The sequence below is a fragment of the Dyella sp. genome, from assembly GCF_035277725.1.
Lineage (GTDB): Bacteria > Pseudomonadota > Gammaproteobacteria > Xanthomonadales > Rhodanobacteraceae > Dyella_B.
Window position 1 is genome coordinate 1 of the sequence record NZ_DATEJY010000081.1, and the last position, 4,729, is coordinate 4,729.

Annotated in this window: 7 protein-coding genes and 1 pseudogene; 4 read left to right on the forward strand and 4 right to left on the reverse strand. The window is 62.1% G+C overall.

Going from position 1 to position 4,729, the window contains the following annotated elements; genetic code table 11:
• Positions 1-360: DbpA RNA binding domain-containing protein (locus VJR68_RS07855; protein ID WP_324147111.1), on the forward strand; the 360-nt coding region annotated here is incomplete at its 5' end.
• Between the two features lie 44 nt (positions 361-404).
• On the opposite strand, the gene VJR68_RS07860 is transcribed toward VJR68_RS07855, so the two are convergent.
• Positions 405-542 (reverse strand): hypothetical protein, encoded by a 138-nt coding sequence (locus VJR68_RS07860; RefSeq protein WP_324147112.1) that lies wholly within the window; start codon positions 540-542, stop codon positions 405-407.
• 43 nt (positions 543-585) lie between these two features.
• On the opposite strand from VJR68_RS07860, the gene VJR68_RS07865 reads away from it, so the two are divergent.
• A complete protein-coding gene (locus tag VJR68_RS07865) occupies positions 586-1,395 on the forward strand; it encodes a class III extradiol ring-cleavage dioxygenase (RefSeq protein ID WP_324147113.1) in 810 nt (269 codons plus the stop codon).
• Here the strand turns inward: VJR68_RS07865 and VJR68_RS07870 are convergent.
• Both VJR68_RS07870 and VJR68_RS07875 read right to left on the reverse strand, forming a co-directional pair.
• Entirely contained in the window at positions 1,382-1,723 is a 342-nt protein-coding gene (locus VJR68_RS07870) for a cupredoxin family copper-binding protein (protein WP_324147114.1), read from the reverse strand. The two genes, VJR68_RS07865 and VJR68_RS07870, sit on opposite strands and share 14 nt — an antisense overlap.
• A complete protein-coding gene (locus VJR68_RS07875) occupies positions 1,720-2,652 on the reverse strand; it encodes a metallophosphoesterase family protein (RefSeq protein ID WP_324147115.1) in 933 nt (310 codons plus the stop codon). Before VJR68_RS07875 ends, VJR68_RS07870 begins: the two co-directional genes overlap by 4 nt.
• A gap of 124 nt (positions 2,653-2,776) precedes the next feature.
• Here VJR68_RS07875 and VJR68_RS07880 point away from each other — a divergent pair, with 124 nt between their 5' ends.
• Together VJR68_RS07880 and VJR68_RS07885 are read left to right on the forward strand one after the other, a co-directional pair.
• Positions 2,777-3,319, forward strand: a complete 543-nt coding sequence (locus VJR68_RS07880; protein ID WP_324147116.1) for a sigma-70 family RNA polymerase sigma factor — start codon at positions 2,777-2,779, stop codon at positions 3,317-3,319.
• The gene (locus VJR68_RS07885; protein WP_324147117.1) at positions 3,306-4,082 is read left to right on the forward strand and encodes an anti-sigma factor; all 777 of its coding nucleotides are present in this window, start codon (positions 3,306-3,308) and stop codon (positions 4,080-4,082) included. Before VJR68_RS07880 ends, VJR68_RS07885 begins: the two co-directional genes overlap by 14 nt.
• 360 nt (positions 4,083-4,442) lie before the next feature.
• On the opposite strand, the pseudogene VJR68_RS07890 reads toward VJR68_RS07885, so the two are convergent.
• A pseudogene (locus VJR68_RS07890) lies at positions 4,443-4,729 on the reverse strand (IS701 family transposase); the annotation flags it as partial.

Below are 4,729 nucleotides of genomic sequence, written 5' to 3' on the forward strand. Positions count from 1 at the left end.
GGCAAGCGCACCTATCGCATCGAAGTCGGCCACGAACATGGCGTGAAGCCCGGCAACATCATCGGCGCCATCGCCAACGAAGCCGGCCTGGAAAGCCAGTTCATCGGCCGCCTGAGCATTCGCGACGACTACAGCCTGATCGATCTTCCGGATGGCATGCCGCAGGAAGTCTTCCAGCACCTGAAGAAGGTATGGGTGAACCAGCAGCAATTGCGCATCAGCGAGTGGGATGGCAACGAGGCCGACGCAGGCGGCAGCCATGCGCCGCGCAAGCCGGGATTCAAGCCGGCGCATGCGCGTGGGCATGCGGGCAAGCCGAAGCATGGCCGTGGCGGCGACAAGCCGGTGCGCCGTAAATAACTGCCGCCGGAATGAGCACGTAGGTTGGGGTGCGAACCCCAACATCACTTGCATGCATCCAGGAACGCCGAGGTTCGCGTGCCGCTCACCCAACCGACGCCGGTCGTTGCAGCCAGCGCAACAGTGTGTTTCTGACGTCCTACCGCTGCAAACAGGGTCGCGCGGCCATACTTGTTCGCCATGAACAACCCCGGTGTTGGGGTTCGCACCCCAACCTACGCCGCCATGACCACTCTGCCCAGCCTCTATATCTCCCACGGCTCGCCGATGACCGCCCTCAACCCGGGCCGCGTCGGCGAGCGCCTGGCCGAGATCGCCGCACAACTCCCGCGCCCGAAAGCCGTGGTCATCGCCACTGCCCACTGGTTGGCGCACCAGCCGAGCGTAGGCGGCGCCGCGCAGCCAGAAACCATCCATGATTTCTACGGCTTTCCGCGCGAGCTGTTCGAGATCCAATACCCGGCGCCGGGTGCGCCAGAGGTTGCCGCGCAGGTCATGCAACTGCTCGACCGTGCCGGATTGAAGCCTCGCCTCGATACGAACCGGGGCCTCGACCATGGCGCCTGGGTGCCGCTGCGCTTGCTCTACCCGCAAGCGGACATCCCGGTTGTTCCACTATCGATCCAGCCAAATTTCGGCCCTGCGCATCAATACGCCGTCGGCCGCGCACTCGCGCCGCTGCGTGAGCAAGGCATCCTGATAATCGGCTCCGGCAGCATCACGCATAACCTGCACGACTTCCGCGCCGGTTACAGCGAGACGAACGAAGCGCCTTATCTGCGTCCATTCCTCGGCTGGATCGAACAGAAGATCAACGCCGGCGATATCGATGCGCTGCTCGACTACCGCCGCCAGGCACCCGGAGCCGAGCGCGCGCATCCCACCGACGAGCATCTGCTGCCGCTGTACGTCGCACTCGGCGCCGCCGGTGAACATGTCCACGGACAGCGTATCGATGCAGGTATCGATCTGGGCTTCCTTGCCATGGATATCTATCGCTTCGACAGCGCGCGCGTTGCCCTCACTGCACAATGATGGTGCCGACCATCATGGGATGGATCGAACAGTAGTAGGTATACGTGCCGGGCTTGCTGAAAGTGGTGGCATAGATATCGCCGGAATCGAGCGCCTTGGATGAGGTGAACTGATTGCCGGCACTCGTAACGGTATGCGGCTCCTCGTCGCGATTGGCCCATACCACGCGCGTGCCGGCCCGCACGGTGATGGTCTTCGGCGAGAACGCAAAATTCTGGATCGCTACCTCATAAGGTTTGTTCTTGGACGACGCGACGTCCGCCGCCATGCAGGAAACCACCGCGCCGCCAAAGGCGACCGCACAAGCCATCACCATCCACCGCTTCATGCCATCACCTCGTCCGTCACCGCCAGCGCGCCGCCGACGCGCACATGGCGTACGTCGCGGATACCCAGATAGCGATGCAACGCATCCGGTTTCACGCTCTGCAACGGCCCAGGCCCCGGTCCATCACCTGGTGCGGGCTGCGGGTAAGCGGTGGAACGTGCGGTATAGAACGTGATGCTGCCTTCCACTTTCTGCTGGATCTGGTGGATATGCCCGTTGAGCACGGTCACCGAGCCGAAACGCTTCAGGTAACCCAAGGCTTCCGCACTGTCGTCCGTGCCCCAGCCCCATTGCGGATACAACGGCCACAGCGGCATGTGCGCAAACACCACGACCGGCGTTTCAGCCGACAAGCCCGCCAGATCCTTCTTCAACCAGGCCAATTGATCGGCACCGAGCGAACCCAGTCCACCGGCCTTGAGGTTGAGCACATTGATCAAGCCCACGAAATGCACGCCATCCTGATCGAAGCTGTACCAGCCGCCCGCGCTCTGCTTTTCGCCGAAACGCCGGAAGAACTCGGCGCCGTTGTCGCCAATCACGTCGTGCTCGCCGGGCACATAGAAGCTGCGGCCCACGCGGGCTTCCTGCATCACGCCGGACAGCGTGTCGAATTCCTCCGGCTTGGACAGGTGCGTCAGGTCGCCCGTATGCAGCAAAAACGCCGGCCGCGTCGATTGCACGTTGATCATCGCCAGCGAACGACGCAAGGTGCCGACCACGTCCGGATTGGGCGCCTTGTGAAAACCGATATGCGAATCGCTGATCTGCACGAAGCTGAAAGTGGCGTCCTTGGCCGCCGATGACGAACCCGGCGGCTGCGCCTGCAGCACCCCGCTTTTCATCAGCCACAACGTACCGGCCCCGGCCCAGGCCATGCATTTGAGAAATTGCCGCCGGCCATCGGCACGGCTGTCATCGGTATCCATTGCTAGCTCCGCGTAGGTGGACGGCCCAACGCCGCCCTCACCCGCCTTTACTGCCTGGCCGGCCGGCCTATTCCGTGTTTTGGGGCGTGGGAATAAAGTCGTGCGGCATGCGGTAAGAGGTTTTATGCCTGCCACCCTCCACAACAACGCCAGCTTCGAAGCCGTCGTGGTGCCGTACCTGGACGCCGCCTACAACCTGGCGCGCTGGCTGGCGCGCGACGATGCCGATGCACAGGACGTCGCCCAGGAAGCGATGCTGCGTGCGTTTCGCTATTTCGCCAGTTTCCGCGGTGGCGATGCGCGCGTATGGCTACTCGCCATCGTGCGCAATACGTTCTATTCGCTGCGCGCGAAAGCCAACGACACCATGCATGAAGCCTTCGACGATGAAACCCACGCACTGATCGATGAGCAACCTTCTCCCGAAGCGCGCGCGCTGACGTCCGTCGACATCCAAGCCTTGCAGGCCGCGCTGGAAAACCTGCCCCATCCGTTGCGCGAAGTGATCGTGCTGCGCGAGCTGGAAGAGTGCTCATACAAGGAGATCGCCAGCATTACCGGCCAGAAAATCGGCACCGTGATGTCGCGACTGGCGCGCGCACGCGAACGGTTGAAAACCGAACTATCTTCATTTTCCACGGAGGCACGCCGTCATGATGTGCGATGACGCCAGGCTGCTTCTGCACGCCTACCTCGACAACGAACTGGACGCCGCGCAGAGCGTGGCGATCGCGCGACACATGCAAGGCTGCCCAAGCTGTGCGGCAAGCTACGCCGACTACGCGCAGCTTCGCGAAGGCATGATGCACGCGTCGCTGTATCGACGCGCACCGGATGCCTTGCGCAAGTCATGGTCTGCCGAAAAACCCGCCATCGCCACGCTGCCGACCGCCCGGACGCGCCGTGCACCACTCGCACTGGCCATGGCTGCCGGCTTTGCTGCTGCCGTGATTGTCGGCACACCGCTTTGGTTGAGCACCACGCATCGCGCTGGCGATACCAGCCAGTGGGCAGATGAAGCCATTTCCAGCCATATCCGCTCGATGCAGCCGCAGCATCTGATGGACGTGGTCTCGACCGATCAGCACACGGTGAAACCGTGGTTCGACGGCAAGCTGGATTTTTCGCCGCGCGTGAAAGATCTGGCTGGCGAGGGTTTTCCGCTGGTCGGCGGCCGCCTTGACGCGCTCGGCGGGCGCAGCGTTGCCGCGCTGATCTTCAAGCGGCATTTGCATGTCATCAATCTGTATCAGTGGCCGGTTTCATCTGGCGACGTTGCACAAAGCACCACGCAGTGGCATGGCTACAACGCCATCCAGTGGACCACTGATCGCATGCATTTCGTGGCCGTATCCAATGTCAACGAAGGCGAGTTGCATCAATTTGTGCTGGCGTTCCAGAACGACAGCGTTACGCCGCCGATGCGTTAAGGATGCTCTGAATCTATTCCATGTACCCGTCACCGCACGGTATGCGCGCCTCGGTTTGCACCGACGGTGAAGGCATACTGGTTGTATGTCGAGACGGCGGGGCGAAGCGAGGCGCGCATACCGTGCGGCCCCGACCTATTGAATGAAAACGATGGGGTGACGTCCAGAAGGCCCGCAGGCTGCGCCGCGCGGCTTGAACAGACGGCCAGTCTGCCCTGCGCCACACAACACATCCTGCGGGCCTTCTGGACGTCATGCCGGGTGCATGGAATAGATCAGAGCATCCCTAGTCTTACTGTGTCATAAATTCACGAGGTGTTCTGAACGGGTGCTCGTCCGCAACATGGACAGCGCGGCAAGCTAGCTGCGAGCGCGAGGCTGAGAACGTTGCGTAGCGATGGTATCGAGTCGGGCACGTGTCGCTGGAGTCGTTGTGCCACCCCGCGGTACGTAATCGTCGGATAAGGCAGGTGTTTGGCGTAGTGCACGGTTTTTTTTGGAGCCGGAGCGATGTCCGGCGAGGCGTTCACTGAGCAGGAAGGCATAGGCAGCAATGCTCAGGCTGGCATGGTGATGGAAGCCACGCCAACCGCGCCCTTCGTAGTGATCCAAGCCAAATTCCTGCTTGAGATCCTGATAATCGCGCT